This window comes from Microbacterium sp. NPDC055910, assembly GCF_042271185.1.
GTDB lineage: Bacteria > Actinomycetota > Actinomycetes > Actinomycetales > Microbacteriaceae > Microbacterium.
Map to the genome: position 1 here is coordinate 1 of NZ_JBHJZS010000012.1, position 15,291 is coordinate 15,291.

Below are 15,291 nucleotides of genomic sequence, written 5' to 3' on the forward strand. Positions count from 1 at the left end.
CCCAGCGCGATCGACCCCGGGGTCGAGGGGCCGGGGTTGGCGGGCCCCTTCTCCGTGTCACTCCCCGAGGGCCCTCGCGAGTTTCGATGCGGATGCCGCGGGCACACCGCCGACGGCGCTGATCGCCGATCCGGCGGCGGCGAACAGCGCCGCCCGCGCGTCGGCGTCGGTCGATGCGGCGGGTCCGAGCTCGACCTCCCATTCGCGCCAGCGGCGCACCGTGCCGGAGCGTTCGTCGGTCGCCACGACGCGGTCGTCGACGAACTCGGCCACGATGCCGCCCTCTTCGTCGAGCAGGAGATACGGCGTCCGGGTGTTGAGGATCCGCGCGATGAGCTGCAGCGGCGCCTCCGTCACCGCCGCGACGGCGGAGCGCACAGCCGACGGCACGACGTCGTCGTCGGGGCCCAGCGGCCAGCCGAGCTCGACCCGTGCGAGCCCTTCCCGCGGGCCCTTCAGATGCCACCCGGCATCCGGACCGCCCGTGCGCCGACGCACGGCGACACCCGCGCGTGCGAGTTCGAGCCCTGTGCTGTCGAAGTACCGGGCGTCCAGGTCACGACGCGGTGCCTCCTCGACACGCGCGATACCCGGCACGCCCTCCCACTCGGGCAGCGGCGCGGCGTCGTCGACGTCGAACGTCAGCTCGATCTCGACCGAGCGGATCGGCTCGTCGGGATCAGTCGTCCCGGCCATCGGGATCGGGGTCGATGTCCTCGGTCGCCTCGACGTACACGAAACGGACCTCGGTGGGACCGTCGTCGTCGCCCGTGTGCGTCTCGTCGCCCTCGCGGCGATAGATGAGCTGCCCCTCGCCATAGGGGGCGATGTACGTGTCGGTGACGCCCTCCTCGAGCGGAAGGATCTGCCCGTCGAGCGGGCCGCCATGCAGTCTCGCAAGTGCCATGGCCCGAGCCTACCCCCGCATCCCCCGGTCGATCCGGCCGCGCGGCCGCCCTGCATAGACTCGAGGCGTGAAGGCCATCCGAACGTTCACCGTCCGCCCCGTCCTCGCTCCCCCGCTCGCCGCCCTCGATCGGCTCGCCGCCAACTGGCGCTGGTCGTGGAGCCGCTCGACGCACGCGCTGTTCGCCTCGATGGACCCCGGGCTGTGGTCACGGGTCGGCGAGAACCCCGCCCGCATGCTCGGCGCCCTCGGCCAGCACCGCCTCGACGATCTCGCGTGCGACGACGCCTTCGTCGCGCGCGTGCACGCCGAAGACGCCCGGCTCACGGCGTACCTTTCCGGCGACCGGTGGTTCCAGCGGATCGAAGGCCCCGTGCCCGAGCACATCGCGTACTTCTCGCCCGAGTTCGGCGTCGACGGCTCGTTGCCGCAGTACTCGGGCGGTCTCGGCATCCTCGCCGGCGATCATCTGAAGAGCGCGTCCGATCTCGGTGTCCCCCTCACCGGCATCGGGCTCTTCTATCGTGCGGGGTACTTCCGCCAGTCGATCGGCGATGACGGCTGGCAGCGCGAGAGCTACCCCGTGCTCGACCCGTACGGGCTCGGGCTGACCCTGCTGCGCGACGAGTCCGACTCCCCCGTCGAGATCGCGCTCGATCTGCCCGACGGCCGTCGCCTGCACGCGCGCGTGTGGATCGCCGATATCGGACGCGTGCCGCTGCTGCTGCTGGACTCCGAGACGCCGTCGAACACCGACGAGCTGCGCCGCGTCACCGACCGGCTGTACGGCGGGGGCGGTGAGCACCGCCTGCTGCAGGAGCTGCTGCTCGGTGTCGGCGGCGTGCGGGCGGTACGCCGGTGGAGCACCCTCACCGGGCGTGCGCAGCCGGACGTCTTCCACACGAATGAGGGGCACGCCGGGTTCCAGGGCCTGGAGCGCATCGCCGAGCTGGCATCGCACGACGGGCTGTCGTTCGGCGAGGCCCTCGTTCAGGTGCGCGCGTCGACCGTCTTCACGACGCACACGCCCGTGCCCGCCGGGATCGATCGCTTCCCGCGCGACCTCATCAAGGCCTACCTCGACGGCGGGCTGTTCGCCGGACTCGACGTCGAGCGTGCGCTCGCACTCGGCATCGAGGATCACGACGGCGGCGATCCCCACGTGTTCAACATGGCCGTCCTGGGTCTGCGCCTCGGCCAGCATGCCAATGGCGTCTCACGTCTTCACGGCGAGGTGAGCCGGGGGATGTTCGGCGCGCTGTGGCCCGGCGTCGACACGGCTGAGGTGCCCATCACCTCGATCACGAACGGCGTGCACGCTCCGACCTGGGTGCACCCCGCGATCAAGTCGCTGAGCGAACGGGTCTTCGGCGACGCGCACGCCGACGCCCATGATTGGAACGACCGCGACCGGGTGTCCGACGACGAGCTGTGGAGCATCCGCGCCCAGATGAAGGGCGAACTCGTCGCCGAGGCGCGCCGCCGGGTCGCGGCATCCGTCGTCGAAGGCGGCTCCGGCGCGGTTCCGGCATGGGTCGACACGCTGCTGGACCCCGCGGTGCTGACGATCGGCTTCGCCCGCCGCGTTCCGACCTACAAGCGACTGACGCTCATGCTGCGCGACACCGAACGGCTCACCCGCCTGCTGACGGACCCCGAGCGCCCCGTGCAGATCGTCATCGGCGGCAAGTCGCATCCCGCAGACGACTCCGGCAAGCTCCTCATCCAGGAGCTCGTGCGCTTCTCGCAGAACCCGCGCGTGCGAGGGCGCATCGTGTTCCTCCCCGATTACGACATCACCCTCGCCAAGAGCCTGTATCCGGGATGCGATGTCTGGCTCAACAACCCGCTGCGCCCCCTCGAGGCGTGCGGCACGAGCGGGATGAAGGCGGCGCTCAACGGCGCGCTGAACCTGTCGATCCTCGACGGCTGGTGGGACGAATGGCACGACGGCCGCAACGGCTGGGCGATCCCCACCGCCGACACGGCGTCCGACGACGAGGAGCGCGACGACGCCGAAGCCGCGGCGCTGTACGACCTCATCGAGCACCAGCTCGTACCGACGTTCTACGACCAGGAGGGCGGCGCGCCGCGCGCATGGCTCGAGATGGTGCGGCACACCATGACCGACCTCGGCCAGAAGGCCACGAGCGACCGCATGGTGCGCGACTACGTCACGCGCCTGTATCTGCCGGCATCCGTCAACGACCGCGCGCTGCGCACCGACGACTTCGCGCAGGCGAGGGGCCTCGCCGCCTACGTCGCGCGCGTGCGGGAGTGCTGGGCGGGCGTGCGGATCGACGCCGTCGACGGCTCGGGCATCCCGCAGCATGCGCGGGCCGGCGACACCCTCGAGGTGCGCGCCCGCGTGCGACTGGATGCTCTCTCGCCCGAGGACGTCGCGGTCGAGCTCGTGTACGGTCCGACCGATGACGACGGCGCGTTCACGCCCGAGCCCGCCGTGCAGCGGCTCGCTCCGAGCGGCGACGCCGCCGACGGGGTGACGACGTTCGCGGGTTCACTGCCGCTCGAGGTGACGGGCAGGTTCGGCTACACCGTGCGCGTCGTGCCGACGCATCCGCGGTTCGTCTCGCCCGTCGAGCTCGGACTCGTCACGTACGCCTGACATCGTCCTTCGCGGCTTCTTCGCGCTGCTTCTTCTCGGCCTCGGTGCGCTCCTTCTCGACGGCCTCGCGCGCATGGCGAAGCTCGTCCGTCGCGACGTGCACGGCGTCTTCGGCACGCTGCACGCGACGCAGTGTCAGCGACGGCGCGCCGTGACGCTGGCGCACGCGGTCGGCGTCTTCGCGCGATGCGACGATCATGTACGAGCTCGCGATGAGGATGGCCTGCGTCGAGAGGTTCAGCCACAGCAGCAGCGCGATGAGCGACGCGAAGGTCGCCAGCAGCGGGTTCGACGACGCTCCCCCGACGAACCACGACGACAGCTGCTGCAGCACCGTGAGAGCCACGCCACCGAGGGCCGCGCCCGTCAGCAGCACGCGCCGGCTCGGGCGTACGCCGGACAGCACGCGGAACAGCACAGCCACCACGGTCGCGTCCAAGAGGAACACGATCAGGATGCTGCCGGCCCGGGCGACGAAGACCGCGAGGGGGTCGTCCTCGGTCAGTCCGACCCACCCCGTCACCATGCCGATGCCGACATCGGTGAGGACCATTGCCGCCGCGGCGGCGGCGAGGGCTGCGCCGATCCCGATCGCGAGGGCGAGGTTGCGCAGAATCACCCAGATGAACAGCACGTCGTCGTGAACGATGTCGGCGAGTGTGCGCAGCGCCGTTCGCAGCGAGCCGATCGCGCCGATCGCGGCGCCGATGAGCCCCGCGAGCGAGAGGATGCCGGCGATCGTGAGCCCCGCGGGCGCCTGGATGTCGTCGGGGTCGACGATCGAGCCGACGAGCCCGGGGATCGCGGCATCGACGGCGTCGATGAGCGCCTGCCACGCCGCGGGGTTGCCCGCGAGCCACAGCGCGGCGACCGAGAACCCGAGCAGCACCCCCGCGAAGACGCTGAACAGGGTCCGGTAGGTGACGCTGTCGGCGAGCATCGGTCCGCGATGCTCGCTGTAGTGCAGGAACGCGCGCACGGCCCGCAGTGAGAGCGCCCACGCCGTGACGCGCGCGACGAGGCCCGGACGAGGCGCTGCGGGAGTGTTCATGTCGTCAGGCTATCGACGGGCTTCCCTGCTCACGCACCCGTTGACACGAGCCCCGCGCTCAGGGCAGGACCCGCGAGGATTCCGACCCATGCGCCGGCGAGCATGAACGGACCGAACGGGATGCGCGTGCGTCGATCCGCCCGTCGCAGTGCGAGCATCGCGGTGCCGAACACCCCGCCGAGGATGAAGCCGGCGAGTGAGCCCACCGCGACGGCATCCCATCCGACCCAGCCGAGCACGAGTCCCACGACGCCGGCGAGCTTGACGTCACCTCCGCCCATGCCGCGCGGGCTGATCAGGCGCAGCACGAGATAGAAGGCGAACATCCCCGCCATCGCGAGCAGCGCGCCGATCAACCGACGCCCGTCGGCCCCCAGCAGGCACGCCAGCGCCAACAGCCCGATCGTGATCGGGTAGGCCGGCAGCACGATGATGTTCGGAAGCCGGTGCGTGCGGATGTCGATGACGCTGAGGGAAACGCTCAGCGCCGCGAACAGAACGAACACGACGCTGAGCGTGAGGTTCACCGCAGACACACGTGCATCCCGTGACGGAATGTGCGCGATCCCAGAGCGGCCCGGCCTCCCCCTCCCTTGATCATGAGAGATTTCTCATGTCTCGTCAAGTTCCCCGTGTTGTTCAGGCATCGAGGATGTCCAGACTCACCCGGACCGTCATGCCGTCGACGATGCCTTCCGCCTCGCGCACGGACTTCTTCAGGGGCAGGACGTAGGCGCCCCGTTCGACGTCGGGGAAGATCGAGGTGCGCCAGCGGGAGCCGCCGATCTGCGCCTCGACGCGCACCGATCCGAAGCCGCGCACCGGTCGCGGGATCTCGCGGATGTCGGCGGACAGCGCCTCGGGAAGGCCCGCGAAGAACCAGTCCTGCTGCTGCCGGGCATGCCAGAGGAAGACCTCTCCGTCGAAGTCGACGATCACTGCTGTCTCCTCTTCGCTCGAGCTCCGGTGCCCCAGCATGCCACCCCCGCTTCCGCCGCCGGCACCCCCTGTGGACAACCGCCGAGCCACGAGCCGCGGGGCGGAATGCGGCTATGGTGGCCGAACACAGGGCCGGAGGCGACCGGCAGCGTCGACGGAGGGAACGCAGCGGTGAACGGCAGTCGACGCGTGCGCGACACGGTGGCCCTGCTGGCAGGGCTTGCCGTCGTCGCGGTCATCATCTGGCTCGATGTGGCCTCGGGCATCTGGCAGGACCTCGTGGTGCTGTCAGGCCTCGCCGCGGGGCTCGTGACGTTCCTGCTCACCGTGCTGGTGCTCGACCGTGTCGTCGCCCGGTCCACGGCCCGACGCTGGGCGCCGGTCAACCGTCTCGCCTTCTCGGAGTTCCTGCACGATCTCGCCGATGACGAGCACAGCGAGATCTCGCGCGGTCGCATCGTGACGCGGGCACTGCCGACGCTGAGCACGACGCCGTCCTCCCCCGACTACGCCGACGACCTGCATCTCCTGCGTGAGAGCATCGTCGACGAGCGGGCACGGCTGGCGGACTCGCTCAGCCGCTGGGCCCCGTTCCTCGCCTCCAGCGGCGACAACGCGGCCATCCTGCTGCACCTCGCCGACATCGCTCTCGCACTCGACACGGTCCGGGATGCCGCGCTGCAGGCGGAGGAATCGCTCACGAGCGCCGACCACGACCTCGTGATGCACGAGATCGACGCGTGCAACGACCGGCTGGGCGCTCTCGCGGCCGAGCTGGTCAGCCGTCTCGCGACGCCCGAGCGCCCGCGGCGATCACTCGCGAGGACGTGACGGCGCCCGGCGCCCTCCGGCCGTTCGCGCGCCGGCCCCCGGCGCGGGCGGCGTAGACGCCGAAACCGACCAGAGCGGCGCCGATGATCCACGCCGCGAGCGAGCCGGTGCCGGCGAGGATCACGACGATGCCCAGCGCCGAGACGGCCGCGATCCCGAATGCCGCCCATCCCGTGCGCCGGGATGTGCGCGAGGGTCGGCGCTCGAACACGCCTGCGGCGCGGGCGACGACGGCGGTCGCCACTCCCGCCGCGACGAGCCACAGGGGCCGGGAGGCCCACCAGTCCGCGGAGACGGGGGCGGGAAGGTCGATCGGCAGGAGCAGCAGCACCCCGGCGAGGGCGAGGAGCACGAGCATGTGCCACGCGTACACCGTCATGGCGTGCGCGCCGACGGCTCGCGTCGCACGCGCGATCGGCGCGCGCGCATGCCACGCCCGCAGGCGGGGGCGCAGCAGTTCGAACGCGCACAGTTGCACGACACCGAGCAGAACGAGCGCGCCGGTGGGCGGGTTGAGCGCGTCGAAGAGATCCGCCGAATAGAGGCCGGCCGATGTCGTGAGGGCGAGAACCGCGAGAGCCGCCGAGCCGAGCCGGAGGATGCGGCCTCGACCGAGCGAGGACAGTCGCCCGTCGGCGACGAAGTATCCGAGCTGCTGCACGAGCATCCAGACGAAGAGCAGGTTCGCCAGGCCCACGGCTTCGACACCCGTCGCGATGCGCGTCAGGTCCACGGCGAGGACGGCCGCGGCGAGCAGGCCCACGGTGAGCGCCGGCGCGCGCTCGTGGCACGCGACGGCGATCGGCACGAGCAGCGTGCACAGAAGATAGACGGCGAGGAACCAGAGCGGCTGGCTGATGCGGAACCCGGCTTCGGCGACGATGGCAGGGTCGACGCCGACGATCGTGAGGATCGCGAGGAACACCCCGGTCGCGACGAGCGCCGCGAGTGCCGGAACCGTCAGCCGCCGCACGCGTCCGACGATGTACGTGCCCGCTCGCTCTCCCCCGGCACGCCTGCGGGTCCAGTCGGCGAACGACGAGAATCCGCCGAGCACGAAGAAGAGCGGCATGACCTGCACGACCCAGGTCGTCGCGGCGAAGCCGTCCCACATCGACATGGCGTTCTCGAAGACGGGCGCACCGTCCGGCGCGCTGACGCCGACCATCATGGCGTGCAGCGCGACGACGATCACCAGACACGCGGCGCGCGCGACATCGACGGCCGAATCCCGCGCGACCAGGGGCGGGCGATCCGTGGCGGGCAGAGCCCGACGAGCGGTGAGCAGAGACATGCGAGACCTTCCGGCGACGCGTCCACGACGCCGCACGAGAATCGTCTCGCCAAGGTTTCGCACGCGGCATCCATCCCCGGTGCGAATCACACCCCCTACCGGGGTAGGGGTCAGGACGCCGGTTCGACCAGTCCCGCGTCGAAGGCGAGGATGACGGCCTGGACGCGATCGCGCACGTCGAGCTTCGAGAAGATGCGGCTCACGTGGCTCTTGACGGTCTGTTCGGCGATGAACAGCTCGGCGGCGATCTCGGCGTTGGAACGTCCGTGACCGATGAGCACGAGGATCTCGCGCTCGCGCTCGGTGAGGTCGTTCAGGCGCAGCGCGTGACGGTTGATGGGCGGCCGCTGGGCCGCGAAGCGCTCGAGCAGGCGCCTCGTGACCCGCGGCGAGAGCAGCGCGTCTCCCGCGGCGACGACCCGCACCGCGGCGATGAGGTCGGCCGGAGTGGCATCTTTGAGCAGGAATCCGCTCGCTCCCGCGGCGAGCGCGTCGTGGATGTACTCGTCCGCATCGAACGTCGTGAGCATCATGACGAGCGGGCGATGTCCGTGCGTGTGCTCATCGCGCAGGACGCGTGTCGCTTCGAGGCCGCCGACCCCCGGCATCCGCACGTCCATCAACACGATGTCGGGCCGCAACCGCCGCGCCAGGGTGATCGCTTCCTCTCCGTCGGCGGCCTGTCCGACGACGGAGATGTCGGGCTGCGCGTCGAGGATCGCGGCGAACCCCGCCCGCACCATCGACTGGTCGTCGGCGATGAGTACCGAGATCGGCATGTCAGTCGTCCTTCCTGGCGGGAAGCCGCGCGATCACCGCGAAGCCGCCCTCGGGCGTGGGTCCTGCCGCGAGCTCGCCGCCCGCGAGTTCGACGCGCTCGCGCATTCCGCGAAGCCCGTGTCCTCCCCCGTCCGTGACGGGTGGGCGGATGCCGGGGGTCGGCGTGTTCCGCACCTCGATCGCGATCCTGCCCGCACTGTCGCGGTCGAGGCGCACGAACGTCTCGGCGCCGGGCGCGTGCCGCGCGATGTTGCTCAGCGACTCCTGCACGACGCGGTACACGGTGAGTCCGGTGAGTGGGTCGTCGGGACCGTCGAGCAGGTTGCCCCGGGTCGTCAGCGGACCGCCGTGCGGGGGCCGTGCGAGCAGCTCGGCCAGTTCGCGCAGCCCGGGCTGGGGCGCCGACTCGGCCGGGTCGTCCTCGCGCAGCACGTTCAGCAGCTGTCGCATCTCGCTCATCGCGGTGCGTGCTGTCGTGGCGAGCTCGTCGAACTCGTCGGCGGCGGTGGGCGCGAGGTCGGGCAGGCGGTACCGTGCGCTCGCGGCCTGCACCTGGATCGCCGACATCCCGTGCGCGACGATGTCGTGCAGCTCGCGCGCGATGCGCGTGCGCTCCTCGGCGAGCTGGCGGCGAGCGGTCTCGGCCGCCGACACTTCGCGTTCGACCGCGAGCAGACGTCGTGCTTCGCGGGCGCTTCGCAGCAGCATCCCGCCGCCCAGCGCGAGCACGCCCAGCGAGGCGAACACGACGAGGTCCGCGACGATCGGTCCGGTCTGGACATCGCCATGGTCGCGCACCGCCACGATCACGAGCAGGCCGACGACACCGGCCCCCCATGCGACGGCGCCGACGACGCGGGGGGCGGTGGTGCCGACCACGCCCAGGGTGAGGGCGACGGCGACCATTGCGGCGACACTCGCCGGCCACGGCGCGGCTGCCGGAGGCACGCTCACGATCGCGAAGGCGAGCACGGCGGCGACGGACAGCGCCGCGGCGAGGCGTGGCCGCACGAACGCGAGGGGGATGGCTGCTCCGAGCGCGGCGGCAAGGGCGATCGCCAGCGGAGCGTCGATCGCGTAGACCGTCGCGCCGAGCGCGGAATCGACGGCGAGCACGGTGAGACCGGCCGCGAGCGCAGCGGTGGTGATGACCGCTCTGGTCGCCCTTCGCCCTCCGGATCCCACCCGCCCATCGTAGGCGCGAGCTCTGGCGATGCGAGGAGAATGCCCCGTGGCCGTTCGCTGCCTCGGCCACGGGGCATGTGTCATGAGCGCGTGGTCCCCGCGCTGGATGAGTGCTCTCGCCGTCTACTTCTTCGTGCCGACCAGGTCCTGGACGGCCTTTTCGACTGCGGCGAACTCGTCCTGCTTCTTCGCGACGAGCTCGAGCGCGGAGACACCCGCGGCCAGCAGCTCGTGACCGAGCTCGCCGACATCCTTGAACTGGTGGCTCGCGTCTCCGACCAGGCCGCCTTCCAGCGCGAGACGGCTCACCAGGTCGAGCTTGAGCACCTTCGTGCCCTCGCGGAAGCTCAGGTCGTCGAAGTCGACCCAGACGATGTTCGGTCGAGTCGTCGACTCGAAGGCGTAGCGCCGGTTGGTCAGATCGAGCACCACCTGCCACAGGGTCTGCGAAGCGTCGGGCTTGCCCGGCTCCGGAGTGCGGAAGGGCTGAGCCGCGTTGCGGATGATGCTGAACATGGCCGCCATCGCCTCGAGCTGCGTCTTGGGCTGCTCCTGGTGCGCCACGTAGTAGGAGGCGCGCGCGAAGCGGTCGCTCGCCAGGGTCGATCCGGGCAGCGGCTGGGTGCCGCCCAGACCCGTGATCTCTTTGGCGAGCTCGAGCTGCTTGTCGAACGTCGGCGAGTTCGTCATGACCTGGTAGTCGCGGCTGTGGTAGACCGTCGGAGTGCCGTCGGTGTACTCGATGATCGCCGAGTCGCCGGTGGCGTCGTTGATGGCGAGGTGCAGGGTCGGCACGAGGTGACCGGTCGGATCGAACAGCTGCGCGATCGCGACCTGCGACTGGTTCGTCCATTCGACCGCTTCCGCGACGGTGGCGAAGTTGTCGAGGTAGTACTGCAGCCAGACGGCTTGACTCAGCTGTGTGTCCGTCGGGCCGGGCGTGCCGTAGTCGGACTCGGCGAGCCACAGAATGTGTCCCGCGAAACCCTCCTCGTTCATCCCGTCGCAGGCGATCAGATCGAAGGCCGTGGCCACGACGCTGCCGTACTTGGCGGTCCAGGTGAGGTCGCCGTTCACGCCGTCGGTGCGCTCGAGTCCGCGCGGCAGCTTCCAGAGGTTGGAGAGGAGGTCCATGTGGAAATCCATGTTCCGGCCGACGATGACCGATCCGTTGGCATCGGGCCATACAACTCGTGTGCACATGCGCTTGACGTGTCCAATCATTTTCAGTCACCGGCGCGGCTGTGGCCGGCGCGAAACGGTGCGGCAGAGAACCATCGACGCCGGGATACCTCTGCATCGCGGCGCCGTTCGGGGTCAACCATGGCCGATGGCAGACATGAGAGCAAGCTCATTCGACCGTGTTCTGGCGACGGCCGAAATGGGGTGAGACGTGGGTGTTCGGCGGGTGACGGGGAGGGTGCCGGGCGGGTTACGGGAGGGCGCGATACGGCCGCGCGTGGCAGCGTCCGCCGAGAGCGGACTCTAGGCTGAGAACCGCGCGCCCGCACGCGAGGGGGAACCGCAGACGGCGCGTCGAGACACGAGATCAGGGGATCATGACCACGACAGACAGCGGCGCGCCCGCGACACGAGGATCAGCAGCATCCGAGGGCGACGGCTATTTCGCACCCGGCAGCGTCAGCCGGCGCGTCTTCGCCGACCCGTCGTCCAAGCTCGGCGGTGTCGCCGGCATCCTCCTGCAGTCGCTCAACCCCATGATGATGCGACTGTTCGAGGCGGCCAGCGGCTATTCCAGCGACATCGAGGGCCGCGGCGAGCGCACGGGCCGCTACGTCGACACGACGATCTTCGGCGACAAGGCGCACGCCGATGCCGCGGCGGAGGCCGTCCGGCGACTGCACGCACGTGCCGTGTGGACCGATCCCGAGACGGGGAACGAGCTGCGCGCCGACCACGAGCCGTGGCTCGCGTGGACGCACAATGCGCTCGTCTACGGCGTGCTGCGTGCCGCCCAGGAGTTCGGTCCCGATCTCACGCCCGCTGAGCAGGACGAGTTCGTCTCGGAGCAGCGCATCGCGGCCGGCCTGCAGGGTGTCACGGACCCCGCGCTCCTCCCCGCCACGCGCGCCGAACTCGAGGCCTACATCGACGGCAACAAGGACTGGATGGCGCTGACCCTGCCGGCGGCGCGTCTCTCGCGGTCGCTGCGCAAGCCGTCGCTCAAGGGCAACCCGGCCGCCGTCTTCGTGTCGGTCAACGTGCAGGACGCGATCCTCTCGCTCCTGCCCGAGTGGGCGCTGCTGCTGTTCGGCATCGAAGGGCGCCCCATGAACCTGCGCGCCGCCGCGCGGACGACCCGGCGCATCATCGCGAGCGCACGCAAGCGCCGGTCGACCGAGCAGCTCGTCGGTGAGGCGACACAGCGCGTGCAGACCCACCCGTATCGCAAAGTGCGCCGGTGACCGTTCGCGTCACGCAGACGCCGGGCTTCTGGGCAGCATCCGCTTCTCTGTTCGTCGGCGGTCTGCGCCTCGTGCGCTCCGGCGGCGCGAAGCTCGCTGCGGTCGTCCTCGTCACGCAGCTGGTCATCCTCGGGATCTCGCTGCCGCTCGTGCACTGGCTCTTCCGCGAGGCGCTGCGCGCGGCGGGGATGACCGGCCTCGACCTCGGTCAGCTGCAGATCACGGGCGGCCTGCCGTTCTCACTGGGCCTCATCGTCATCATCTGCACGCTGGCGTTCTGGATCGTCGCGCTGCAGTTCACCGTGCTCATCGTGGCGGTCGACCAGGTCACCGCGCGAGGGTCGCTGTCACTCCGGGGTCTCGGGGGTGAGCTGGTCCGGCTGGCGAAGAAGCTCGTCCGGCCCTCGTCGCTCGCGCTGCTGGGCTACCTGTTCGTCGTGCTTCCACTGAGCGGATTCGGCTTCCTCTCGGCGCTCACTCACGGCATCGCGGTGCCGCGGTTCGTCACCGGCGAGCTGAGCAAGTCGGCCACCGGCAGCACGATCCTCATCGTCTTCTTCGTGGGCCTGGCCGTCGCGAACCTGCTGCTGGCAGCGAGCCTGCCTCTGTTCGCGCTCACCGATGCGACGGGCGGACGCGCGCTGCGCGGAAGCCTGCGGCTGACGTGGGGCGTGCGGGGGCTCTCCCTCGCCCTCGCCATCGTCGGCGCGATGATCGTCGCCTCTGCCGCCGGCGCGGCGCTCACGGTCGTGGCGATCCTGCCGACCCTCGTGACGGATGCCGCCGCGCCGGCCCTCTCCCCCGCCGTGGCGGCGTTCAGCCTCGGCGCTGTGCGCGTCGCCGGCGCCGTCCTCGCGGGTGTCGTCGCGGCGTGGATCGCGGGCATCCTCGTCGTCTTCGTGCGGCGCCACCGCGACAGGGTCCCGGCGCAGTGGCTGGGGATGGACCGAACGACGGCGGATGCCACGGGCTCTGTCCTCCACGAGCATTCGCGCGGTGCGGCGACCGTCGTGGTCTCCGTCTCGGTTCTTGCCGCCGTCGCCCTCGGCCTCGCGAGCCTGGGTCCCATGCAGCGGATCTCCGAGGCGCCGCAGACCCTGTCGCTGGCGCACCGCGGGTTCACGCCGGGCGGGATCGAGAACACCCTCGAATCACTCGATGCGGCAGCCGAGGCGGGTGTGGACATGGTCGAGGTCGATTTCATGCAGACGGCCGACAGAGGGTTCGTCGCGATGCACGACGCGACGCTCGGTCGCCTGGCGGGCGAGGACGTCGCGGTCAAAGACCTCACGACGCCGCAACTGCAGGCACTCACGCTGCGGGATGCGCTCGGGCACACCAGCACCATCCCGACGGTCGCCGAATATGTCACGCGCGCCGACGAGCTCGACCTGCCGCTCCTCATCGAGATCAAGCTGGGCGGGGGCGAGACCGACGATCACGTCGACCTGCTCGTCGCCGAGCTCGAGGAGCTCGGCCTGCTCGAGCGCAACATCTACCACTCGCTCGATGCGGCCAGTGTCGCGCGTCTCAAAACGCTGCGGCCCGACCTCACGGTGGGCTACACGATGGCGTTCGCCGGAGACGAGGCGCCGGACACCCCCGCGGACTTCATCGTCGTGGAACAGTGGACCGCGAGTGAAGCGGTCCAGGCGTCAGCCGAGCGCAAGGGCTACGGCTTCTGGGTCTGGACGGTGAACGACGACGCCGGCATCCGAGAGCACTTCCGGCGGGGAGCCGGAGGCATCATCAGCGACGTGCCCGATCGGGTGGTCGAGATCCGTGCCGAGATGGCAGAGGAGACAGGCCTCGCGGGCAGGCTTCTCGACGCGATGCGCGGCTTCATCACGGTCGGCTAGGTTCGCCGTCTCACGCGGGCTGTCGCGCGCGCTACGACGAGGTCGATCACCACCGCCACGACGATGGCCGCGACGTAGACGACGAGGTCGCGCGCGTCGAAGACAGTGCCGAGCACGAGCATCACCGGCGGGAATTCGGCGCCGAGCGCGAGCGGAACGCCCGTCAGCTGGAAGAGCTCGACCGCGACGCACCAGGCCGCCGCAAGGCCCGCTGCCGCGAGTGGATGCCAGCGCGGGGCGAGGACCATGACGAAGGCGTAGGCGGCGACGGCATACAGGGCATCGCCCGCGATGTCCGTCGCGGGGATGTCGGGGAGCAGCGTGTGTACGGCGAGTCCCGTCGCGACGACCGCGGCGAGCGCGACGGCGGCAGCGATCCGGCGACGCCTCACGCGACGACGACTCACCACAGCGGGTGGATGGAGGCGCGCAGCATCCGGTCGTAGACATCACGGACGGCACGGTCGAACTCGCTGAGATCCGTGTCCAGCAGGTCGGCCGCGCCCGCGTTCGCCCGGGCCTGGGCGACGTTGCGCGCCCCCGGTATGACGCTGGTGACGCCCTCCAGTCCGGCGATCCATGCGAGCGTCGTGGCGGGCAGCGTCGCCCCCTCGGGGACGGCTGCGGCGAGCTCGCTCACGGCGATAAGACCCTTCTCGAAGTCCACGCCCGAGAACGTCTCGCCGCGGTCGAACGCCTCCCCGTGCCTGTTGAAGGTGCGGTGGTCATCGGAGGCGAAGGTCGTCTCGCGCGTGTACCGCCCGGACAGCAGGCCCGATGCCAGCGGCACGCGGGCGAACACCGCGACACCGGCGGACGCCGCGGCCGGAAGGACCTCGTCGAGAGGCTTGAGCCGGAACGGGTTCAGGATGATCTGCACGTTCGTGATGTTCGGGCGTGCGATCGCCGCGAGCGCCTGCGCGCACGTTTCGACCGAGACCCCGTACGCGTCGATGACGCCGTCGTCGACCAGCGCGTCGAGCTCGTCGAACGTCACGTCATCTTCGATGACGGCCGTCGGCGGGCAGTGCAGCTGCACGAGGTCGAGCGTGTCGACGCCGAGATTCCGACGCGAGCGCTCGGCCCAGGCGCGGAAGTTCTCTCTCGTGTAGTTCTCGGGCTCCTGCGCGAGCCGGCGCCCCATCTTGGTGGCCACGGTGATTGCATGACCGGGTCGCTCGGCGAGGAAATCGCCGATGATCGACTCGCTGCGTCCGTCGCCATAGACATCGGCGGTGTCGAACAGGGTCACCCCTGCGTCGGCGGCTGCCGCGAGTACGCCGCGCGCATCGTCCTGCGAGACATCACCCCAGTCGGCACCCAACTGCCACGTGCCCAGACCGATCGCCGACACCTGACGGCCGGTGCCGCCCAATGCGCGCTGCTGCATGGT

15 protein-coding genes are annotated in these 15,291 nt (G+C 70.5%); 4 read left to right on the forward strand and 11 right to left on the reverse strand.

The window, feature by feature from the left end:
- Window positions 1-57: 57 nt before the first annotated feature.
- Window positions 58-696, reverse strand: a complete 639-nt coding sequence (locus ACFC3F_RS07370) for a CYTH domain-containing protein (protein WP_376128096.1) — start codon at window positions 694-696, stop codon at window positions 58-60.
- Entirely contained in the window at window positions 680-907 is a 228-nt protein-coding gene (locus tag ACFC3F_RS07375) for a response regulator (protein WP_376128098.1), read from the reverse strand. The genes ACFC3F_RS07370 and ACFC3F_RS07375 overlap by 17 nt, the downstream gene beginning before the upstream one ends.
- Before the next feature lie 67 nt (window positions 908-974).
- Here ACFC3F_RS07375 and glgP point away from each other — a divergent pair, with 67 nt between their 5' ends.
- Window positions 975-3,533, forward strand: a complete 2,559-nt coding sequence (gene glgP, locus ACFC3F_RS07380) for an alpha-glucan family phosphorylase (RefSeq protein ID WP_376128100.1) — start codon at window positions 975-977, stop codon at window positions 3,531-3,533.
- Here glgP and ACFC3F_RS07385 read toward each other — a convergent pair.
- The 3 genes from ACFC3F_RS07385 to ACFC3F_RS07395 all read right to left on the reverse strand — a co-directional run bounded on the left by ACFC3F_RS07385 (window position 3,520) and on the right by ACFC3F_RS07395 (window position 5,523).
- Window positions 3,520-4,584 carry a YihY/virulence factor BrkB family protein gene (locus ACFC3F_RS07385; protein ID WP_376128101.1) on the reverse strand — a complete coding sequence of 355 codons (1,065 nt, stop codon included), beginning with the start codon at window positions 4,582-4,584 and terminating at the stop codon, window positions 3,520-3,522. The genes glgP and ACFC3F_RS07385 overlap by 14 nt on opposite strands.
- Window positions 4,585-4,613: 29 nt before the next feature.
- On the reverse strand, window positions 4,614-5,120 hold the full coding sequence (locus tag ACFC3F_RS07390; RefSeq protein WP_376128103.1) for a prepilin peptidase: 507 nt from the start codon (window positions 5,118-5,120) through the stop codon (window positions 4,614-4,616).
- Window positions 5,121-5,223: 103 nt separating this feature from the next.
- Window positions 5,224-5,523, reverse strand: coding sequence for a DUF1905 domain-containing protein (locus ACFC3F_RS07395; protein WP_376128105.1), 300 nt, complete (start codon window positions 5,521-5,523; stop codon window positions 5,224-5,226).
- A gap of 171 nt (window positions 5,524-5,694) precedes the next feature.
- On the opposite strand from ACFC3F_RS07395, the gene ACFC3F_RS07400 reads away from it, so the two are divergent.
- Window positions 5,695-6,354: a hypothetical protein gene (locus tag ACFC3F_RS07400; RefSeq protein WP_376128106.1), complete on the forward strand. Its 660-nt coding sequence runs from the start codon at window positions 5,695-5,697 to the stop codon at window positions 6,352-6,354.
- Here ACFC3F_RS07400 and ACFC3F_RS07405 read toward each other — a convergent pair.
- The 4 genes from ACFC3F_RS07405 to ACFC3F_RS07420 all read right to left on the reverse strand — a co-directional run bounded on the left by ACFC3F_RS07405 (window position 6,302) and on the right by ACFC3F_RS07420 (window position 10,837).
- Window positions 6,302-7,648, reverse strand: a complete 1,347-nt coding sequence (locus ACFC3F_RS07405; protein ID WP_376128108.1) for an acyltransferase — start codon at window positions 7,646-7,648, stop codon at window positions 6,302-6,304. The two genes, ACFC3F_RS07400 and ACFC3F_RS07405, sit on opposite strands and share 53 nt — an antisense overlap.
- Before the next feature lie 110 nt (window positions 7,649-7,758).
- Entirely contained in the window at window positions 7,759-8,427 is a 669-nt protein-coding gene (locus ACFC3F_RS07410) for a response regulator (RefSeq protein ID WP_376128110.1), read from the reverse strand.
- A 1-nt stretch (window position 8,428) separates the two neighbouring features.
- Window positions 8,429-9,613 carry a sensor histidine kinase gene (locus ACFC3F_RS07415; RefSeq protein WP_376128111.1) on the reverse strand — a complete coding sequence of 395 codons (1,185 nt, stop codon included), beginning with the start codon at window positions 9,611-9,613 and terminating at the stop codon, window positions 8,429-8,431.
- Between the two features lie 123 nt (window positions 9,614-9,736).
- Window positions 9,737-10,837 carry a linear amide C-N hydrolase gene (locus ACFC3F_RS07420; RefSeq protein ID WP_376128113.1) on the reverse strand — a complete coding sequence of 367 codons (1,101 nt, stop codon included), beginning with the start codon at window positions 10,835-10,837 and terminating at the stop codon, window positions 9,737-9,739.
- A gap of 335 nt (window positions 10,838-11,172) precedes the next feature.
- Here ACFC3F_RS07420 and ACFC3F_RS07425 point away from each other — a divergent pair, with 335 nt between their 5' ends.
- Window positions 11,173-12,039 (forward strand): oxygenase MpaB family protein, encoded by an 867-nt coding sequence (locus ACFC3F_RS07425; protein WP_376128115.1) that lies wholly within the window; start codon window positions 11,173-11,175, stop codon window positions 12,037-12,039.
- Window positions 12,036-13,898 (forward strand): glycerophosphoryl diester phosphodiesterase membrane domain-containing protein, encoded by a 1,863-nt coding sequence (locus ACFC3F_RS07430; protein ID WP_376128117.1) that lies wholly within the window; start codon window positions 12,036-12,038, stop codon window positions 13,896-13,898. The genes ACFC3F_RS07425 and ACFC3F_RS07430 overlap by 4 nt, the downstream gene beginning before the upstream one ends.
- Here ACFC3F_RS07430 and ACFC3F_RS07435 read toward each other — a convergent pair.
- Together ACFC3F_RS07435 and ACFC3F_RS07440 are read right to left on the reverse strand one after the other, a co-directional pair.
- The gene (locus tag ACFC3F_RS07435; protein ID WP_376128118.1) at window positions 13,895-14,290 is read right to left on the reverse strand and encodes a DUF2809 domain-containing protein; all 396 of its coding nucleotides are present in this window, start codon (window positions 14,288-14,290) and stop codon (window positions 13,895-13,897) included. The two genes, ACFC3F_RS07430 and ACFC3F_RS07435, sit on opposite strands and share 4 nt — an antisense overlap.
- An 11-nt stretch (window positions 14,291-14,301) precedes the next feature.
- Window positions 14,302-15,288 carry an aldo/keto reductase gene (locus tag ACFC3F_RS07440; protein ID WP_376128120.1) on the reverse strand — a complete coding sequence of 329 codons (987 nt, stop codon included), beginning with the start codon at window positions 15,286-15,288 and terminating at the stop codon, window positions 14,302-14,304.
- Between the last annotated feature and the right edge of the window lie 3 nt (window positions 15,289-15,291).

Excerpts from the sequence above, each read along its gene's own strand:
- ACFC3F_RS07370 (WP_376128096.1), bottom strand. The coding sequence starts at position 696 with ATGGCCGGGACGACTGATCCCGACGAGCCGATCCGCTCGGTCGAGATC.
- ACFC3F_RS07375 (WP_376128098.1), bottom strand. The coding sequence starts at position 907 with ATGGCACTTGCGAGACTGCATGGCGGCCCGCTCGACGGGCAGATCCTT.
- ACFC3F_RS07385 (WP_376128101.1), bottom strand. The coding sequence starts at position 4,584 with ATGAACACTCCCGCAGCGCCTCGTCCGGGCCTCGTCGCGCGCGTCACG.
- ACFC3F_RS07405 (WP_376128108.1), bottom strand. The coding sequence starts at position 7,648 with ATGTCTCTGCTCACCGCTCGTCGGGCTCTGCCCGCCACGGATCGCCCG.
- ACFC3F_RS07410 (WP_376128110.1), bottom strand. The coding sequence starts at position 8,427 with ATGCCGATCTCGGTACTCATCGCCGACGACCAGTCGATGGTGCGGGCG.
- ACFC3F_RS07420 (WP_376128113.1), bottom strand. The coding sequence starts at position 10,837 with ATGATTGGACACGTCAAGCGCATGTGCACACGAGTTGTATGGCCCGAT.
- ACFC3F_RS07425 (WP_376128115.1), top strand. The coding sequence starts at position 11,173 with ATGACCACGACAGACAGCGGCGCGCCCGCGACACGAGGATCAGCAGCA.
- ACFC3F_RS07440 (WP_376128120.1), bottom strand. The coding sequence starts at position 15,288 with ATGCAGCAGCGCGCATTGGGCGGCACCGGCCGTCAGGTGTCGGCGATC.